General features: G+C 67.0%; 14 protein-coding genes. 7 read left to right on the top strand and 7 right to left on the bottom strand.

Annotated elements, in window-relative coordinates; translation table 11 throughout:
* Nucleotides 1–59: 59 nt before the first annotated feature.
* Both OU994_RS21460 and OU994_RS21455 read right to left on the bottom strand, forming a co-directional pair.
* Nucleotides 60–2,192 (bottom strand): PhoX family phosphatase, encoded by a 2,133-nt coding sequence (locus tag OU994_RS21460; protein WP_281607572.1) that lies wholly within the window; start codon nt 2,190–2,192, stop codon nt 60–62.
* A 174-nt stretch (nt 2,193–2,366) separates the two neighbouring features.
* Entirely contained in the window at nt 2,367–3,353 is a 987-nt protein-coding gene (locus OU994_RS21455; RefSeq protein WP_281607571.1) for a serine hydrolase, read from the bottom strand.
* 250 nt (nt 3,354–3,603) lie between these two features.
* On the opposite strand from OU994_RS21455, the gene OU994_RS21450 reads away from it, so the two are divergent.
* Together OU994_RS21450 and OU994_RS21445 are read left to right on the top strand one after the other, a co-directional pair.
* On the top strand, nt 3,604–4,053 hold the full coding sequence (locus OU994_RS21450; RefSeq protein ID WP_281607570.1) for a hypothetical protein: 450 nt from the start codon (nt 3,604–3,606) through the stop codon (nt 4,051–4,053).
* Nucleotides 4,054–4,105: 52 nt separating this feature from the next.
* The gene (locus tag OU994_RS21445) at nt 4,106–4,627 is read left to right on the top strand and encodes an IS1595 family transposase (RefSeq protein ID WP_281607569.1); all 522 of its coding nucleotides are present in this window, start codon (nt 4,106–4,108) and stop codon (nt 4,625–4,627) included.
* 195 nt (nt 4,628–4,822) lie between these two features.
* Here the strand turns inward: OU994_RS21445 and OU994_RS21440 are convergent, their stop codons facing one another.
* A complete protein-coding gene (locus OU994_RS21440) occupies nt 4,823–5,857 on the bottom strand; it encodes a sulfate ABC transporter substrate-binding protein (RefSeq protein ID WP_281607568.1) in 1,035 nt (344 codons plus the stop codon).
* Nucleotides 5,858–6,045: 188 nt separating this feature from the next.
* Between OU994_RS21440 and OU994_RS21435 the strand changes: the two genes are divergently transcribed.
* Nucleotides 6,046–6,567, top strand: coding sequence for a GNAT family N-acetyltransferase (locus tag OU994_RS21435; RefSeq protein ID WP_281607567.1), 522 nt, complete (start codon nt 6,046–6,048; stop codon nt 6,565–6,567).
* A 12-nt stretch (nt 6,568–6,579) separates the two neighbouring features.
* Here the strand turns inward: OU994_RS21435 and OU994_RS21430 are convergent, their stop codons facing one another.
* Together OU994_RS21430 and OU994_RS21425 are read right to left on the bottom strand one after the other, a co-directional pair.
* On the bottom strand, nt 6,580–7,449 hold the full coding sequence (locus tag OU994_RS21430; protein WP_281607566.1) for a protein phosphatase 2C domain-containing protein: 870 nt from the start codon (nt 7,447–7,449) through the stop codon (nt 6,580–6,582).
* Nucleotides 7,450–7,533: 84 nt separating this feature from the next.
* Nucleotides 7,534–8,223, bottom strand: coding sequence for a class II glutamine amidotransferase (locus OU994_RS21425; RefSeq protein ID WP_281607565.1), 690 nt, complete (start codon nt 8,221–8,223; stop codon nt 7,534–7,536).
* A gap of 329 nt (nt 8,224–8,552) precedes the next feature.
* On the opposite strand from OU994_RS21425, the gene OU994_RS21420 reads away from it, so the two are divergent.
* Together OU994_RS21420 and OU994_RS21415 are read left to right on the top strand one after the other, a co-directional pair.
* On the top strand, nt 8,553–9,380 hold the full coding sequence (locus tag OU994_RS21420; protein WP_281607564.1) for an EAL domain-containing protein: 828 nt from the start codon (nt 8,553–8,555) through the stop codon (nt 9,378–9,380).
* Between the two features lie 171 nt (nt 9,381–9,551).
* Nucleotides 9,552–10,181, top strand: coding sequence for a DUF882 domain-containing protein (locus OU994_RS21415; protein ID WP_131145176.1), 630 nt, complete (start codon nt 9,552–9,554; stop codon nt 10,179–10,181).
* A gap of 478 nt (nt 10,182–10,659) precedes the next feature.
* Here OU994_RS21415 and OU994_RS21410 read toward each other — a convergent pair whose 3' ends face one another.
* The gene (locus OU994_RS21410; protein WP_131145177.1) at nt 10,660–10,845 is read right to left on the bottom strand and encodes a DUF3460 family protein; all 186 of its coding nucleotides are present in this window, start codon (nt 10,843–10,845) and stop codon (nt 10,660–10,662) included.
* A 93-nt stretch (nt 10,846–10,938) separates the two neighbouring features.
* Here OU994_RS21410 and OU994_RS21405 point away from each other — a divergent pair, with 93 nt between their 5' ends.
* Nucleotides 10,939–11,343: a hypothetical protein gene (locus OU994_RS21405; RefSeq protein ID WP_281607563.1), complete on the top strand. Its 405-nt coding sequence runs from the start codon at nt 10,939–10,941 to the stop codon at nt 11,341–11,343.
* 338 nt (nt 11,344–11,681) lie between these two features.
* Nucleotides 11,682–13,964 carry a bifunctional diguanylate cyclase/phosphodiesterase gene (locus OU994_RS21400; protein WP_281607562.1) on the top strand — a complete coding sequence of 761 codons (2,283 nt, stop codon included), beginning with the start codon at nt 11,682–11,684 and terminating at the stop codon, nt 13,962–13,964.
* Here OU994_RS21400 and OU994_RS21395 read toward each other — a convergent pair.
* Nucleotides 13,924–14,988 (bottom strand): hypothetical protein, encoded by a 1,065-nt coding sequence (locus OU994_RS21395; RefSeq protein ID WP_281607561.1) that lies wholly within the window; start codon nt 14,986–14,988, stop codon nt 13,924–13,926. The genes OU994_RS21400 and OU994_RS21395 overlap by 41 nt on opposite strands.
* Nucleotides 14,989–15,021: the final 33 nt, after the last annotated feature.

Raw genomic sequence — 15,021 nt, 5'->3', positions numbered from 1 at the left:
AAAACCGGTATCCGACATCCTGGGCAGGGCCCGGGTGTCCGGCACCAGTGGACGGAACCTCAGATGCCGATCACGCCGCCATCGATGCGCGTGATGGCGACCGTGGCGGAGCGCACGATGCCGCCCTGGCTCACCGGCACCTTGTCGGGCCACGTCATCGCGTCGATCGGGATGTCGCGCGGCTGCTCGGTGCCCGGGTGCTGGATGTTGACGAACAGCGTGCGGCCATCGGCCGTCATCTGCGTGCCGCACACCTCGGCCCCGTCCGGCGCGATCAGGAAGCGTTTCACCTGGCCGCTGCGGGTATCCATCGCCAGCAGCATGTCGTTGCCCAGGCCCGACCAGTCGGTGCCGGCGCCGCTCCAGTCGGACGCTTTCAGCGCATCGCCGGCATCGGTGCCGATCCACAGGCGCTGCCAGCCATCGAACATCACGCTGTCCGGCGAGCTGAAGGCGTCGCCCTTGATGGTGCCGCGGTTGGCGGGATCGGGCGTGTCGGCCGTGTCGGTGCCGGCCAGCACCACCATCTCCCAGTCGAAGCGCGTGCCGGCCACGTTGCCGCCGGCATCGCGCATGCGGATGATGTGGCCATGCAGGTTCTTGTCGCGCGGGTTCATGGCGTTCTTCGCCTGCGCGGCGCGCGGCGTGGCCGTGCTGTTGCCGGGCGCGGTGGCGTTGCCGCGGCTGGTGTTGTTCGACAGCGTGGCGTAGACCCAGCCGCTGGCCGCGTCCGATGCCAGCCACTCGGGCCGGTCCATCTGCGTGGCGCCCACCTTGTCGGCCGCCAGGCGTGCCCAGATCAGCACCGACGCCTGGTCGGGGAAGCCGTTTTCCGCCGTCAGGCCATTCTGGCCGTGCACCAGCGGCAGCCATTCGCCGCCGCCATCCTCGGCGAACTTCGCCACGTACAGCGTGCCCTCGTCGAGCAGGCCGCGGTTGGCGGTGCGGTTGTCCGGGTCCATCGCCTTCGCGGTCACGAACTTGTAGATGTAGTCGAAGCCCTGGTCGTCGCCCATGTAGAAGGCCACGCGCTTGTCGGCATTCACCAGGTGCGCCACGTTCTCGTGCGCGAAGCGGCCCAGCGCCGTGCGCTTCACCGGCTGCCAGGAAGGGTCGTACGGATCGATCTCGACGACCCAGCCGAAGCGGTTGGTTTCATTGGGTTCGGCCGCCAGGTCGAAGCGCTTGTCGACGAAGTGCCAGGTGTAGTCGCGCACGTAGCCGCTGACGATGTTGTAGCGCGCCCATTTCGGGTCCTGGAAGCGCGCATCGCTGGCCGGCAGTTCGCGCGTGGCGAAGTAGTTCTTGTGGCAATCCTCTTCGCAGGTGAGGTAGGTCCCCCATGGCGTGGCGCCGCTGCCGCAATTGCCCAGCGTGCCGCGCACCTGTTCGCCGGCCGGATCGCCGCCGGTGCGCATCGCCGCGTGGCCCCGCGCCGGGCCGCCGATGGCGATCCACGTATCGGCATGCACCTTGCGGGCGTAGGCCGAATCGCGCTGCACCTGCCACTGGCCGGCGGCATCGCGGTACACCTCGGCCACCGACACGCCGTGGTAAGCCTTCTGCTTGCGCACCACGTCCGGGTTCATCGCCGTTTCGCCGGCCGGGTCCAGCGTGGCCGGATCGGTCGTGGCGGTCACGCCGGTGAAGCGGAAACCGCTGATCACGCCGGCTCGCGCCGCCTCGTGGTTGATGGCCAGCAGGCCGCGGTCGCTGCTCTTCGAGCCGTAGGGCAGGGGGAAGTACGCCATGCCGTCGTGGTTGTCGCCGAACTGGAGTTCCGCCTCGGCGCCGGTGGTGTCGAAACGGCGCGCGGCGCTGGTGCGGAAGGCGGGGGCGCCCAGCTTGCTGCCGATCGGGTCGCCCTGTTTCGTCACGGCGGTCCAGCGGTAGCCGGGCGGCACGACCAGGTCGTCGCCGGCCAGCATCGGCGTGCGCTTCACGCTCTCGAAGTTCAGCGTGTTGGCGGGCAGTGCCGGCTCGGCCGGTGCGGGCGTGGCCGGCGCGGTGGTGACGGGGGCGGCATCGTCGCTGCCGCCGCAGCCGAACAATGCCAGCGCTACCGTGCTGAGGCCGCCGGTCAGGATGGCGCGGCGCGACAGCCTGGCGTGGACGATGTCGCCGAAATACGGGTTGCCGGACTGGTTGGTGCCGAAGTCTTCGGGTTCGGGAGGACGGGAGATTTTGCTCATGCGCTCTGATGTAGGTAATGCAAGGGTTGATGAGAGCGGGGAATTCTAGGGGGCTCCCGTGACCGCTTGATGACCGGGCCAGGCGCGCATGGACAGCGCAGGGTGCATTGGCGCCGCACGCGGGCGTAAAAAAGCCGGCTCCTGGCCGGCTGTTTCATTGCGGTCGCGTGCCGCTTACGAGGCGCGGCGGCGCACCGGCTTCTTCTTGTCGGTGCGGGGGACCGCCTTCTTGCGCGCGCTGGACTTGGCGGCGGCCTTGCGGACGCTGCTCTTCGCGGTGGCCTTGCGCACCTTCGTCGAGGCCGGGAGCATGCGCATCTTCGCTGAGACCGGATTGCCGCGCACCTTCGTCGCAGCCGTGATCGCGCGGGGTTCGTCGTTGCCGGTGATCAGGCGGCGGATATTGAGCGCGTCGGCGATGCGCGCGGAGGAGCCGCTGGCGTTCAGCAGCACCATCGTGGCGTTCTTGCCGGCGGCCTTGATGCGCATGATCAGGCAGCGGCCCGCTTCTTCGGTGTAGCCGGTCTTCGACAGGCCGATGTCCCAGCCCTTGGCGCCGACCAGGCGGTTGGTGTTGTGGTATTCGACCTGGCGGCCCTTGATCTGCATGATGTCGCTCTTGTCGGTCGTCATGCTGGCGATGGTGGGATAGCGCGCCGCGGCGGCGGCCATCTTGACCAGGTCTTCGGCGGTCGACGTGTTGTGCGGCGACAGGCCGGTGGGTTCGTCGATGCGCGTGCGCGTCATGCCCAGCGCGCGGATCTTGGCGTTGACGGCGGCCTTGAAGGCGGCGGGGCCACCGGGGAAGGTGCGGGCCAGCGACGCGGCGGCGCGGTTATCCGACGACATCAGGGCCAGGTGCAGGACATCGGCGCGGGACAGCGTGGCGCCGACCGGCACGCGCGACGTACTGTGCTTCAGCGTATCGACGTCTTCGCGGTCGATGCTGATCTGTTCCTGCATGTCCAGCCTGGAATCGAGCACGACCATCGCCGTCATCAGCTTGGTCAGCGAGGCGATCGGCACGATGGCGCCGGCATTCTTTTCAACGATGACTTTGCCGGCGTCGTCGACGACCAGCACGGATTGCGAACCGAGCGGCACGGCGAGCGCGGCTGCGGAGGCGGATAGCAGCAGGGCGGCTGCAAGTTTCTTGATCATTATTGTTCGTGGGATGGACGAGCGGATGGAGCAATGCTGTAGAGCAATGTCCAGGAGGCCGAAAGATAGCATGCGCGCGGCGGCCCAGTCCAGACTATCCCAGCCGTGCGGGACGAAACATTACAAATATGTGATCAAGTCATGTTTATGTGCTATCAAAATGGCGCTGTGCGCGCTAATTGGGGGAACTTCCCGCCGGAATCACAGTCTGAGTTCCTGTTGAGATACTTCATGTATATCAGGAGGCGACATGGGCACGGCGGATGTTGGAGTACTGATCGAAGCGTTAATGCGGCAACCGCTTTCAAAAGATCAGGTCACGTTGTTGCAGCGCTTTCTGGCCGGCGTCGAGCAACCAGGGCAGTGTCTTCGCCTGATCGAGGAAGCCACCGGAAAGCCGCCCTGTCCACATTGCGAGTGTCAGCGGTCCCACCGTTGCGGGCAGGCCAGTGGCTTGCAGCGCTATCGCTGCGTGGCGTGCCGGCGCAGCTTCAACGCCTTGACCGGCACGCCGCTTGCCCGTCTGCGCCTGCGCGACAAGTGGCTGCAATACCTGCAATGCCTGATCGAGTCGACCCCTGTGCGTTCGGCAGCCAGGCGCGTCGCGGTGGCCAAGTCGACCAGCTTTCGATGGCGCCACCGGTTCATCGCCGCCGTGCTCCGGGCACCGCGTCCGCAGCTTTCCGGCATCGTCGATTGACGAAGGAGGAGTGCTCGCTTGCAAGCGAGCACCGCTGCGTAGGCGACGAGCGGTGCTCGCCGAAACCCCTACTACGCCCTATTATCTCGAATCACAAAAGGGTTCCAGGCACCTGGACCGCCCGCCCCGCAAACGCGGCGGCAAGGCCACCCGGTGTGGCATCAGTAAAGAGTTGGACTGCATCCTCGTTGCCCGTGACCGCAACCGGCAAACGTGTGACTTCGTGACGGGCCGCGGCCCGGTCAGCGCCGGCCAGTTGATGAAGCACCTGAAGCCCGTGCTGGCGCCCGATGTGCTGCTGTTAACCGATGCCGCCAAGGCGTACCAGACATTTGCGAAGCAGGCCGGCATCACGCACGAAGCAATCAATGTGCATGCTGGCATTCGGGCGCGCGGCGCGCTCCATATCCAGGGTGTCAACGGATGGCATGGCCGCTTCAAGACCTGGCTGCGCCGATTCAACGGCGTTGCCAGCCGCTACCTGGCCAATTACACCGGCTGGCTACGTGTCCTAGATGCCGCCGAGCTGACGGCACCGCGGCAATGGCTGCACATTGCCGTGGCGCCAGCCTAGGGGCATCGGCTTTTTGTCCCGCTCGGCATGCAAGAAAGTTCCGTGACCACCGGCAAGGCTACACAACGCGAACAGCGCCATCAAAATGACGGCGCGCCCGTCCCTGGTGAGGGACGGGCGCGCCTGGGACGCTCACGCCGGTAGATGCCATCTCGCCCGGCTGACTGCTTGCTTTCCCGCTAATCGGCCACTTGCTTACTTGCCGCCGTAGATCTTGTCGAACTCGCCGCCATCGTCGAAGTGGCGCTTCTGAGCCGCGCGCCAGCCACCGAACACGTCATCGACCGTGAACAGCTTGATGGGCTTGAACTGCGCCGCGTACTTCTTGGCGACCGCCGCGGAACGGGGGCGCAGGTAATGTTTGGCGATGATTTCCTGGCCCGCTTCCGAGTACAGGAAGTTCAGGTAGGCGGTGGCTTCCTTGCGGATGCCGCGCTTGTCGACCACCTTGTCCACCACGGCGACAGGCGATTCGGCCAGGATCGACACGGACGGGTAGACGATGTCGAAGTTGCTGCCCATCTCGGCGCGCACCAGGCTGACCTCGTTCTCGAACGTCACCAGCACGTCGCCGATCTGGCGCTGCGTGAACGTGGTGGTGGCCGCGCGGCCGCCGCCGTCCAGCACCGGCACGTTGCGGAAGATCTTCGTCACCAGCTCGCGGGCCTGCGCGTCGTTGCCGCCGTTCTGCAGCACCGAACCCCAGGCGGCCAGGTACGTATAGCGGCCGTTGCCGGCGGTCTTCGGATTCGGGATCACCACCTGCACGCCCGGCTTGGCCAGGTCGGCCCAGTCCTTGATGCCTTTCGGATTGCCCTTGCGGACCAGGTACACCATCGTCGAATACATCGGCGCGGCATTGTTCGGGAACCGTTTTGCCCAGTCCTTCGCCACCAGGCCGCGGTCGGACAGCATGTCGATGTCGTTGGCCTGGTTCATCGTGACGACCGACGCTTCCAGGCCGTCGGCCACCGAGCGCGCCTGCTTCGAGGAGCCGCCATGCGACTGCTTGACTTCGATGCTCTTGCCCGACTGTTTCTGGTACTGGGCCTCAAAGACGGGGTTGATGTCCTTGTACAGTTCGCGCGCCACGTCGTACGACACGTTCAGCAGCGTGACGTCGGCCGCATGGGCCGGGGCGATGGCCATGGCGGAGGCCGCGACGCCCGCCAGCAGGAGCCTGCGGGCCGGGCTGAATACTGCGCTAAATGCGATTTTTTTATTTGGCATGGTGTGCTCGTGTAGAAAACAGATAAGCAATGGTCGTCAAATCCCGTTCGGAAAGATACTATATTTTTGTAATTTGCTTAGATGGGATGGCTGCGCACGGTGCCGGCGGCTTCCGGCTGACTGGTGTATAGTCCGCCTAATCAGCTGACCAACCAGTGACCCGCATTGCGCTGTCTTCACAAGTTTCCATGAGTTTCGAGATCCGTCCCGCCACACCTCCCGATGCCGTTGCCGCCTGCCAGGTCCTGCGCCGCTCGATCGCCGAGTGCTGCGTGCTCGACCATCGCGACGACCCGGACATCCTCGCGGCGTGGCTGGGCAACAAGCATCCGGGCACGGTCGCTTCCTGGTTCGAATCGCCGACCAATTATTCGCTGGTGGCGGTACAGGATGGCGGCATCGTCGGCGTCTCGCTGCTGACCGGTGCCGGCAAGCTGGCGCTGTGCTACCTGCTGCCGGAAGCGCAGCGCCAGGGCGCCGGCAGTGTGCTGCTGCGGCGGATGGAAGAGCGTGCGCTGGCCCTCGGCATGAAGGCGCTGTACCTGCACAGCACCGCCACCGCCGAAGGCTTCTTCGCGGCGGCCGGCTACCGGCGCGACGGCAATGTGCGCTCGCCATACGGCGTGGAAACGATCCTGTTCTGGAAACCGCTGGTGCAGGGCGCCCAGCCCGATGCGCGCAAGCGTTTTTGCAACTGCAATTCCGCGTAGCGGTCCCTAGCGTCAGGCCGGCCGCCACAGCACGGCCGACGCATCGTCGGCGCGCTTGACCGCCATGACCGCTTTCATTTCTTCCTCGTGGCTGCGCAACGCCCGCAGCCCCGCCTCCACGCCCTGTTCCATGCACAGTTCCAGCAGCGATGCCGGGGTATGGAGCCGGTACGGGTCGACCAGCCGGTAATACCCGTCCGTCATGCCGAGCAGCGTGGCGCCCGCCGGCATCGGCAGCACGCGGCGCCGCGCGGCGAAAGCCCCGTCCGGCCGCAGGCACAGGATGGCCGGATTTGCGCAACTGTTCTGGTATTCACGCCGCGCACGCAGCATCGGCAGCAGGCGGGCGTGGCGGACCGCCGGGTCGTCGATGCCGGCCGCGCGCAGCCGGGCGATTTCCGCCTGCAGCACGGCTTCCTGGGGATTGGTGTACGGGTCGAGATCGGCGACGCCGCCGTCCGGCAGGCGCATCAGCGTAATGCAGTCGCCCAGGCAGTAGAGGTGGAGCATGCCATCGGAGGTCGCGCGGATCCACGTCAGCGCGGCAATCGGCCAGGCATGGACCGGAATGGCCGCGCCACCGGCCCGGGCCACGAAGTCGGCATGCACCGTGCCGATGGCCCTGTGCACGGCGGCGTGCTGGTCGAGGCCGTCGCGGACCGCCGGTTCGAGGGCGGCGGTGAAACGGTGCACGAACCAGGCGACGTCGCCGCCGTCATCGAGATAATTTCGCTCCGCAACGGAGGTCGCACCGTCCAGCACGACAAGGTCGGTGAGCCCGCGGGCCTCGAAGACGGCGACGTGGTCTTCGTTGTGCCCGGCGGTGGCGCCGCTGGAGATCCAGTCGATGCGGGCCTGGGCGGTGTGGTGGTTGGCGTTCATGGCGCCCGATTATAGCGGGCGCCGGACTCGGCGGTTACAGGGGGAGCTACGCGGCAGAAGGAAGGGTGCGGCGCCGCTGCAGGATCAGGGATGCAGCGCGCCGCTGCCGAACGCTTTCAATTCGCCGGCGGCGAAGGCGACCCAGCCGTCGCGCGTGTCGACCGGCTGGGTGGCGATCATTGCGCGGCCGTCGTCCAGGCGGTAGTGCAGGTGCGTGGAGCAGTGCGCGAACAGTGTTTCGCCATTCGACAGGATGAAGTTGAAGGTGCCGTGCGCGGCGATCTCGACGGCCACCTCGGCCAGCGCGTCGCGCAGCACGGAGGTGGCTGGTTCGCCGTGCGGGAAGCGGGCGGCCAGGCGCGACAGCAGCAGGCAGAACGCCGCCTCGCTGTCGGTGTCGCCCTGCGGCACGAAGCGGCCCGGCGCCGGCGCGAATTCCTTCAGGTCGCCATTGTGCGCGAAGCACCAGGTGCGGCCCCACAGCTGGCGGGCGAACGGGTGCACGTTTTCGATGGCGATGCGGCCCTGCGTGGCCTTGCGGATATGCGCGAGGATGTTGCGGGCGCGCAGCGCGCCGCGGCGGACACGCACCGCCAGCGGCGAATCGATCGCGGCACGGTGGTCCGTGTACAGCCTGCAACGCTTGCCGCTATGGAAGGCGATGCCCCAGCCGTCCTTGTGCTCGTCGGTGCGGCCACCCCGTTCGGCGAATACGTCGAAGAATGGCCCGAGTCCGGCGGGTACGCTGCTGTTCAATCCGAGGAGCTGGCACATGGTGGCATCGAAAATCATTGAAGTTGAGTCCAAGATACCCGTGCACGCCTCGGCCAGGAACGAATCTTTTTCAATATGCTTATGTGCCACCGCGATGCTTTCGAGAAATCCAGCCATCCGCGCCTCGGTTGACTGCCGCGTGGTCGGCAGGGGATCGCGGGGAGTACTGGCGCATCAAAGCCGTCGTTTCCGTACGCTTTCATGTCTTCCGACATGCGAATGCGGCGGCGATATGCACGGTGCGAATATCCATCGGCAAAACGATTCGTTCTGAAATTGCCCGCCGCGCCGTAGCCTTGTCGCACCGTATCCGCTTCAGAAAGGCTGCAATGAGTTTCCCCATCCTGCAACAGTACCTGGCCCGGCTGGCCGATCCCGCCGAAGCCAGGTCGCCGTCATCGCTGTGGCTCGACGCCGCCGGCCGCGCCCATGGCCGCTTCTTCAATTGCACGATGACGAGCGTGTTCCACCCGATCCGCGAACTCGACAGCGGCAGCGCCGTTGCCTGCGAAGGGCTGGCGCGCGGGCTGTCGGCCGAGGATGAGGGATTGTCGCTGTGGCGCCTGCTGGAAAACGCGGCCAGCGACGACGAGTCGGTGGAACTCGACCGCCTGTGCCGCATGCTCCACGCGATCAATTTCTTCCGCCAGCCCGATTGCGAACGGCTGGACCTCCACCTGAACGTGCACGGCCGGCTGCTGTCCGCCGTCAGCAGCAACCATGGCCATGCGTTCCGGCGCATCCTCGACGCGCTCGAACTGCCGGTGGCGCGCATCGTGCTGCAACTGCCGCCGACCACGCCGCAGCAGAACTGGCTGCTGGGCTACGTGGCCGACAATTACCGGCGCAACGGTTTCCGGTTCGCCGTGCATGCCGGCAGCGTGCAGGAAGGGCTGGCGCTGCTCGAGCGCGTGCGGCCGGACGTGATCCGCTGCGATGCGCGCACCGCGCGCGACTGGCAAGGCCTGGCGCGCCTGCTGTCGGCCGCGGCCGGGCGGGACACCAGGATCGTGTTCCACCATGCCGAGGGTGCCGCCGCGCTGGGCGGCCTGCATGCCATCGCGGAACTGGCCGGGGTGCAGCCGCTGGCCCAGGGCCATGCGCTGGACCTGCCGCGCGCCGCGCTGCCGGCCCAATCGGTGCGAGAGGCCGCCTGAGGGAAGACCAGACGCCAGGGGCATCGACAAGCCGGCATTGCTTAGGCCGGCCTTAAATGTCGAGCCATGAATGATACATTTTACGCCACACAGTTAAAGAGCTTTCTCAAGTTCCCGCGCCATCGGCTATAGTGACGCTCGCATCCGTTTTACCGCACCAATGGGATAGCTATGGCAACGCGCAGAGATTTTCTACACAAGACACTGGGGGCAGCCGCCGCCAGCTTCATCGGGGCACCGCTGGTCGGCCTGGCGCCGGCGCGCGCGCAGGCGCTGGAGCCGCCGCCCGATATTTTCGACGCCCAGGCGCTGGACCTGGAATTCTGGCTCAAGCCCCGTACGCTGACCGTGACCCGGCCGCAGAGCGGCGAAAAGGCCTCGGTCCTGTACTGGAAGGATGGCGAACTGATCGACTCCGGCTACCAGCAGCTGTGCCACCTGCTGCGCGACGTCAACGGCAAGTCGACCGCGCCGATGGATCCGAAGCTGCTGGAAACGCTGTGGGGCGCACAGGCCTTCGTGGCACGCTACGGCATCAACAGCCCGATCGAGATCCTGTCCGGCTACCGCACGCCCGCGTCGAACCAGCGGCTGCGCGAGCAGGGCATCCCGGCCGCGCGCCAGTCGCTGCACCTGGAGGGGAAGGCCGCCGACATCCGCATCGCCAACCTGAACGAGGAAGTCGTCGGCGGACTCATCAAGAGCTTCCGGCAGGGCGGGGTGGGCTTTTACTTCCGTGGTGGACCGCGGGGCGGATGGATTCACGCCGACACCGGCCTGAAACGCACATGGAAGGGGTGAAGCGCGGGTTTCGCGGAGCACAGCTCCGCGCGCGCTGAACGGCCGAGCCTTGCAAGGCTCGGCCTGGGGCAGCGTACCGTGGCACGAACCGAAGTCAGTCGAACGGCCTGGCCTTGCAAGGCCAGGACTGGGGCAGCGTACCGTGGCACTAACCGAAGTCAGTCGAACGGCCTGGCCTTGCAAGGCCAGGCCTGGGCAGCGTACCGTGGCACTAACCGAAGTCAGTCGAACGGCCTGGCCTTGCAAGGCTCGGCCTGGGCCAGCGTAGTCATTCCCTGATGCCGCTTGGACAAGCCCAACCCAAGTGCAAATTCCGGGGTCAGACCCGGCGGGTCTGACCCCAGCCCTTCGCCGTTGGGGGGGAGAGCATGCGCTTTCAATGTGTCGATACGCCGCTCCGGCAGACCCTGGACGCAGGCGCCCCCCGAACTTCGAGCAGCCCAGCCCCACAGGCCCAGGCCACCCATCACACGCCGCATCACCCGTAATAATACGGCTTGGTCTCCACCGAATCCCGCCGCTGCCGGTCCAGCGCATCGAGGTCCTGCCGGTGGTCCCACCAGATCTTCCAGCCGCGGCGCTGGTCCGCTTCCACATTGGGGTGCTCTTCCTTGTAACGATTCAGGAACTGCTCGAATTCCGATACATAGCGCGTATATTTCATGATTTCTCCTTTCTTCGGTTACACTGCCGGGCCGCATCGATGACCGGTCGCGGTACGTTGAACACGCAGCGCGAACACGAACACGAAAGACCCATGCAGCACGAAAAAGACGATGGGGCGCAACCACGGTTCCGCCCCGTGCCGTGGACGGCACTGGAAACCCCCGCCGATGCCGAACTGTGGATTGCCGAGCATGACCTGGCGTTGCAGGAGCATGTCGGCAAGAACGAGACCGGCTATGGGGTGTGCTTCACGCTGGCCGCCGGAGGCGACATCTTCATGCAGACCTCGGATGACGCCGTCGTTCTCGATATTACGCCGGACGCCGAGTGGGTGGCGCCACTGATCGCCGCGGTCGCTGAGGCGGAGCCGCCGAAAGGGTCGATGTGGATCCTGCCCGCGGACAAGCTGGTGCAGCTGATCCTCGGCCTGTCCACGCTGGTGGCCACTACCACGCTGGTGGTCGGCCACAACTTCGGACGCCGCCGCCACTACTGAAGGGACGGGCACGGCCGCCTCGTCCGGCAGCGCCATCCCGCACCGCAATCCGGCACCGCAATCCCGTCGCGTGGCACCCGCGCCGCGCGACCGATGCACCGTGGTTGCAGCATCACCGCACCATCACCGCGCGATCACAGCACCATCGTCGCACGGTCGCCGCACACCGCCGCACCGTCACTGAACCATTCCCGCACCATCATCGCGCCCCGGCCCGCGCAGGGGCGCCCGCGTGCGGCGTGCGCTCGACTTGGCGAGGCGTGCATGCTAGGCTGATCCGGCATTCTCGACAGCCGTCAGTCAGTTTACGAGGGTTTCATCACGATATGGATAACCTCATGGACCATCCCAGCGAAAATCCGCCCGACAGTCCGCGCAACGGCCCGCCCGACAGCCCGCTCGACAGCCCTGTCACCGAGCCGGTGCCATCACTGCTGCCGGGCTTGCCCGCCGGGTTGTCGCAGGAAGGATTGCTGGCGGCCCTCGGCGGCAGCGACCTGGCGCCGCGCGGCGCCAGGCCGGAGCACGAGCGGTTCGACGACCTGTACCTGCTGGCACCGGTCGGCGTATTCCTGCTGGCGCAGGATGCGACGATCCTCCAGGCCAACCTGGCCGGCGCCGCCCTGCTGGGCATCTACCGCTCCGGCGCGGGGCGAAAAAGTTTCCGCGCCTATGTGGCACAGCGCTTCCTGCCGGATTTCGATGCTTTCGCCGCGCGCGCGCTGGCCAGCCACGAGCCGGTGCGCTGCGGCGTCCAGCTGGAGCGCGACCGGGGCGACCGGGGCGTGCCCGTCACGCTGCTCGGTTGCGGCACGGCCGGCGCGCTGCGCCTCACCGTGGAACCGGCGGAAGGGCGCCTTGCCGCCCTGGAGAAAAGCGAGGAGCGCTTCCGCCGCATCGTGCAGACCGCGCGCGAAGGCATCTGGGAATTCGACGCCGCCGCGCGCACCAGTTTCGCCAACCCGCGCATGGCCGAGATGCTGGGCTACCCGGTCGAGGCGATGGCCGGCCGGCCGCTGGTCTCCTTCCTCGACGCGGAAGGGCGCTCGCTGCTGGAGCGCAATGTCGCGCGGCAGCAGGAAGGCATGCCCGGGCGGCACGAGCTGAAGTTCATGCGCAGCGACGGCACGCCGCTGTGGGTGCACCTGACCGCCAATCCGCTGTTCGATGCCGACGGCGGCTTCCTCGGCGCGCTGGCGCTGGCTGCCGACATCACCGAACACCGCGAGTCGGCCGAGCTGGCTTACCAGCAGGCCAATTTCGATGCGCTGACCGGCCTGCCGAACCGCAACATGTTCCAGGAACGGCTGCGCCACGAAATGAAGAAGGCGCGCCGCGAGCGCAGTTTCCTGGCGCTGCTGTTCATCGACCTCGACCAGTTCAAGCAGATCAACGACCGCTTCGGCCACCAGCAGGGCGATGCGCTGCTGGTGCAGGCGGCGGCCCGGCTGGGGGCGTGCATGCGCGCGACGGATACGCTGGCCCGCATCGGCGGCGACGAGTTCGTGGCCATCCTGCCAGGGCTCGGCCACGTGCAGGATGCCGAGCGGGTGGCGGAGGATATCGTGTCGGTATTGCAAAGGCCATTCGAACTGGCCGGCGGCGCGCAGGGCACGATTTCGGGCAGCGTGGGCATCGCGCTGTACCCTTCCGACGCGGCCGACGCCGAAGAGTTGCTGCGGCACGCCGACCAGGCCATGTACGCGGCCAAGAACAGCGGCCGCAACCGCTATACCTATTTCACCGACGACATGCAGTCGGCCGCCCAGCAGCGCGCCCGGCTGGCAGTGGACCTGCGCCGCGCCGCCGTGCAGCAGGAATTCGAATTGCACTACCAGCCCATCGTCAACCTGAAGACAGGCATGGTGGAACGCGCCGAAGCGCTGCTGCGCTGGCGCCACCCGGAGCGCGGCCTGCTGAACCCTGCCGATTTCATCGCCGGCGCGGAATCGTCCGGCGTGCTGCTCGATATCGGCGACCGGGCCTTCCGCCAGGCGGCCGACCAGGTGCTGGCGTGGCAGCGCGAGCTGGGCCGGCCGTTCCAGGTCACCATCAACGTGACGTCGGCCCAGTTGCGCGACGAGGCGCACGGCTGGCTGGGGTATGTGGAAAGCCTGCGGCTGCCGCCGCGCAGCCTGGTCGCCGATGTGTCGGAAGATATCCTGAACGAACCGGCCGGACACGTGTTCGAGCGGCTCGGGCGCCTGCATGCGCTGGGCATGCAGGTGGCGCTGGACGACTTCGGCACCGGCCATTCCGCGCTGGCCCAGTTGAAGAAGTTCGACATCGACTACCTGAAGATCGACCGCAGCTTCGTGGCCGGGCTGACCGGCGATTCCGGCGACCTGGCGCTGTGCGAAGCCATCATCCTGCTGGCCCACAAGCTGGGCCTGGAAGTCGTGGCGGAAGGAGTGGAAACGGAAGCGCAGCTGGCGCTGCTGACCGCCGCCGGCTGCGACCTGGCGCAGGGATATGTGTTTGCGCGGCCGGCGCCAGCGAACGAGTTGCTGGCGCTGGCGCGGCAGGTGCGGCTGGACTGGTCCGGCAGCGTTGCTGATTCCGGTGCTGGTACTACGACAGCTATCGCAAGCTCAGCAGCGAAACCACCCGGTCCCGGTTGATGCCCACCAGGGCCGAGGTCAGGGCCAGCAGCGACTGGTAGCCCGGCTCGTTGGCGATGGTGGAAAAGCGCGTTGCCAGGTCATCCACGCCGGCCACTTCGATGTCGGGCATGGCGCTCTGGGCACGCTGGGTCGCCATGTTCAATTCGCCATGGACCTTGGCCAGCGCCGCTTCCACGTGCGACAGCGCCTGCATCACCTGCTGCAGCGTGTCGCGCATCGATTCGATGTCGTCGGTGCCCCAGCCCTCGGGTGCCACCACGGGCGCTTCCGGCTCCGCCTTCAGGCGGCTCAGCTGGCCAGTGGGGAAGCGGATGCCGCTGCCCTGGACGGCGATCGAATCGCGCACGCCTGGCCAGCTGTTCTCGCTGGTGGAAAACACCAGTTCGCCATCGTCGTTCGACGAAACCCGCACGCCCGCCGGGCCCAGGGCCTGGTCGAAGCGCGCGACGATTTCCTCGTCCGACAGGCCGGGCGACAGGTGCACCGAACGCAGCCCCTGCGCGCCACCGCCGACGGCGACGGCGAGCGTCTCGCGGGCGCCATTGCGCAGGTTCGCCAGCGACATGCCGCGCACCGTGAAGCGCTGGCTGGACGGTTCCGCGCCGCTGAACTTGAGGCGCGCATCGAGCGAGCCGCCGGTCGCCTCGCGGCGGTTGCGCCAGGTATCGGCGAATTGCCGCACCTGCTGTTCGAGCTGCCCGTCGCGCATCTGGCGCGCCGCCAGCTTGGTGGCGAGGTCGGTCTTCAGCGCGCGCAGTTGCGCGGCGCTTTGTTCGAGGAAATCCACCGCCTGCTGGGCGCTGGAAATATCGTTCTGCAGGGGCTGGTCCCAGTTGCTCAGCCCGCGCCGAAGCGGCGCGGCCTGGGTGGGGGGCGCGGCCGAGGCCCCCGGCGCCGGCCCGTGGGCCGACGTTTTTCCCTGGGCAGCGCCTGCCAGGCCGGCCTGGTCGAGCCCGGTCGTCGTCGACGCCGACGAGTCCTTGCTGACGCCGGCAGTGCTGGAGCGCTGTACGATTTGCATGGCGAGTGTTAAATCAAAGTGATTACATCAATC

Origin of the sequence: Pseudoduganella sp. SL102 (assembly GCF_027856995.1) — a bacterium.
Lineage (GTDB): Bacteria > Pseudomonadota > Gammaproteobacteria > Burkholderiales > Burkholderiaceae_D > Rugamonas > Rugamonas albidiflava.
The sequence above is the reverse complement of the archived record's forward strand: the minus strand, read 5'-3'. Positions and strand labels throughout refer to the sequence as shown.

Coding starts and splice junctions, on each gene's coding strand:
- OU994_RS21460 (WP_281607572.1), bottom strand. CDS start 2,192: ATGAGCAAAATCTCCCGTCCTCCCGAACCCGAAGACTTCGGCACCAAC.
- OU994_RS21455 (WP_281607571.1), bottom strand. CDS start 3,353: ATGATCAAGAAACTTGCAGCCGCCCTGCTGCTATCCGCCTCCGCAGCC.
- OU994_RS21450 (WP_281607570.1), top strand. CDS start 3,604: ATGGGCACGGCGGATGTTGGAGTACTGATCGAAGCGTTAATGCGGCAA.
- OU994_RS21440 (WP_281607568.1), bottom strand. CDS start 5,857: ATGCCAAATAAAAAAATCGCATTTAGCGCAGTATTCAGCCCGGCCCGC.
- OU994_RS21435 (WP_281607567.1), top strand. CDS start 6,046: ATGAGTTTCGAGATCCGTCCCGCCACACCTCCCGATGCCGTTGCCGCC.
- OU994_RS21430 (WP_281607566.1), bottom strand. CDS start 7,449: ATGAACGCCAACCACCACACCGCCCAGGCCCGCATCGACTGGATCTCC.
- OU994_RS21425 (WP_281607565.1), bottom strand. CDS start 8,223: ATGTGCCAGCTCCTCGGATTGAACAGCAGCGTACCCGCCGGACTCGGG.
- OU994_RS21420 (WP_281607564.1), top strand. CDS start 8,553: ATGAGTTTCCCCATCCTGCAACAGTACCTGGCCCGGCTGGCCGATCCC.
- OU994_RS21415 (WP_131145176.1), top strand. CDS start 9,552: ATGGCAACGCGCAGAGATTTTCTACACAAGACACTGGGGGCAGCCGCC.
- OU994_RS21410 (WP_131145177.1), bottom strand. CDS start 10,845: ATGAAATATACGCGCTATGTATCGGAATTCGAGCAGTTCCTGAATCGT.
- OU994_RS21405 (WP_281607563.1), top strand. CDS start 10,939: ATGCAGCACGAAAAAGACGATGGGGCGCAACCACGGTTCCGCCCCGTG.
- OU994_RS21400 (WP_281607562.1), top strand. CDS start 11,682: ATGGACCATCCCAGCGAAAATCCGCCCGACAGTCCGCGCAACGGCCCG.
- OU994_RS21395 (WP_281607561.1), bottom strand. CDS start 14,988: ATGCAAATCGTACAGCGCTCCAGCACTGCCGGCGTCAGCAAGGACTCG.